The following is a 1,984-nucleotide window of genomic DNA, read 5'->3' as shown; positions in this document are numbered from 1 at the left end:
CACACCCGGTACGAAGCGACTGTAGAACCTCCAACTTTCAATGTCGGCACGCCACTTGGGGCAGCATCACCGCTCGGAGGCGGGGGGCGCTGTAGGGACGGACTCCGCACGTCCTCCATTGCGTCCGGCCGCCCCGCCAACGTGTTGTGAGGGGAATGAAACACCATGTTGGAGGGGCTGCAACTGCGATCGCAGCCGCTCTCGCTGCGCCGCGATGTCATTAGCGTGTGCGAACAGGAAACCACACTCTTCCTCCGGGCTTTCCCGATGGTGTCCGTCGGTCGTCTGGCCAGCCGGATCATGACGCGCCTTGCATTCTTTGTCGCCGGTTTCGGCATTGCGGGCTAGGCGCCGCTGGTGCCGTTCGCGAAGGAGCGGCTGGTTGTCGATAACGAAGTCCTCGGTTTTCTGCTGCTCTGTCTGGGAATCAGCTCAGTCATCTCGATGCTTCTGATCAGGCTGTTGAGCGCGCGCTACGGCAGCAAATCAATCATCCGGATCGGCTGGTTCGGGATTGCGCTCATCCTGCCGTGGCTCGCGGTTGCCGGCACGCCTGTGGCGCTCGGGGCCGTGCTAGCTGCCTTCGGCGCCTTTCTCAAATTCATCGATGTCGCTGCGAATGTCGATGCGGTCGAACTAGAACGTGCAGCGAAGCGTCCACCGATGTCCGGCTTTCACGCGCAATTCACCATCCGCGAATGTGCCGGCTCCGGCGCGATAACCGCATTGGCTGGCTGCTCGTCGGGGCTTTTTCATCAACCCTAATTAAAATTATAGATGCGCGTGTAGAGCCCCGATCGTCATCAGCGAGCCTGCTCCTCGCGCCCGTGAAGCATGGGAGCGGGGAAACTCCGCTTTCTTCGCCTCTCGTTAAACTAGCGAGTAGTGTAGCTCACCCGCTCCGGCAGTACCCTCCGGCTGCCTCGCTCGAGCATCGCTCGAGATCGTCCTGCATGCTCCGCCCAAGCAGCGACAGCACGGGCTCATGATCGAATCCCGCGCATCTTGCGCCGTCGGCGTTGATCAGCGGGCGCCTTATCAGGAGCGGATCGCTGAGCATCAGCGCGAGTGCGCTCGCCGCGTCGCTCGCGTCGGGATTGATTTCGCCTGACTTGATACGGGGCGCGGCGCGGTTGAACCAGGATCCGATCGGCGTATTGCCGAAGAACTGGCGCAGTTCCTCCGCGCGCCACGGCTCCTTCAAGATATCCTTGGCAATCACGTGGTGGCCCGCGACCTTCAGCGCCTGCATCTGGCGCGCGTTGGTGGCGCAGTCGGGTTTTTGATAGAAGATGATCGTCGCCATGGCCTGGCCTAACTCAGCACCCTGAGCTGCACGATGGGCGCGGTGGCGCCCCGTTCGAGAATACCATCGACCTTCTTGCGGACGGCTTCCAAGGTGAGAGGCTTGATAAGCACGCCGTGCGCGCCCGCCTTGATGCCTTCGACCGCGGTGGGCTCGTCGGATTTGTCGCAGACGATCAGGATCCGCACCTCGGGAAAATGGGCCGCCAATTGGCCGATCAACGGCGGCCCCTTTTGCCCCAAAAAGGAGGCGCCGAGTAGCACCACATCCGGCTTCAACCAATCGATGCCCCTGACAAAAGCCTCTTCCGGCGTTGCAAGCTCGTGCGTCTCGATCTCGTCATGCAGCATAAGTTGCAAAGTCACGCGGGTGATCTCGTCATCGTCGACCACGAATACCCGTCGCTGGCCCTCCGCCTTCGAGGTTTCGACATCTTGCTGCACTGTCGCTCTCCTGAAAATCGCGCCGACAAAGCGGCTTGCAAGAGCAATTAGCAATTTCCGTTCCACGCATGAACGCATCGAAAGGGCCCGCGCCAAGCCGGTTTTTGCCCGTTTGATGCTTGCGATCCTTGTTCGGCTTCTGACAGCGGCACAATTGCTGTCACCTTCAAAACACCTGGTGTCATCCGTCGGCTCGCAAGTTTTTCAGCGCGAAATCAGAAGCTTAAAGAGCGTA

At 60.5% G+C, this 1,984-nt stretch carries 4 protein-coding genes; 2 read left to right on the top strand and 2 right to left on the bottom strand.

Annotated features, from left to right (window positions below; translation table 11 throughout):
• Positions 1-165: 165 nt before the first annotated feature.
• Positions 166-348 (top strand): hypothetical protein, encoded by a 183-nt coding sequence (locus CWO89_RS49340; RefSeq protein WP_028169439.1) that lies wholly within the window; start codon positions 166-168, stop codon positions 346-348.
• Between the two features lie 9 nt (positions 349-357).
• Positions 358-765: an MFS transporter gene (locus tag CWO89_RS43665; RefSeq protein WP_028169440.1), complete on the top strand. Its 408-nt coding sequence runs from the start codon at positions 358-360 to the stop codon at positions 763-765.
• 127 nt (positions 766-892) lie between these two features.
• On the opposite strand, the gene CWO89_RS43660 is transcribed toward CWO89_RS43665, so the two are convergent.
• Together CWO89_RS43660 and CWO89_RS43655 are read right to left on the bottom strand one after the other, a co-directional pair.
• A complete protein-coding gene (locus CWO89_RS43660) occupies positions 893-1,306 on the bottom strand; it encodes an ArsC/Spx/MgsR family protein (RefSeq protein WP_130584327.1) in 414 nt (137 codons plus the stop codon).
• An 8-nt stretch (positions 1,307-1,314) separates the two neighbouring features.
• Positions 1,315-1,749: a response regulator gene (locus CWO89_RS43655; protein WP_130231866.1), complete on the bottom strand. Its 435-nt coding sequence runs from the start codon at positions 1,747-1,749 to the stop codon at positions 1,315-1,317.
• Between the last annotated feature and the right edge of the window lie 235 nt (positions 1,750-1,984).

Source organism: Bradyrhizobium sp. Leo170, from assembly GCF_004296405.1.
Lineage (GTDB): Bacteria > Pseudomonadota > Alphaproteobacteria > Rhizobiales > Xanthobacteraceae > Bradyrhizobium.
The sequence above is the reverse complement of the archived record's forward strand: the minus strand, read 5'-3'. Positions and strand labels throughout refer to the sequence as shown.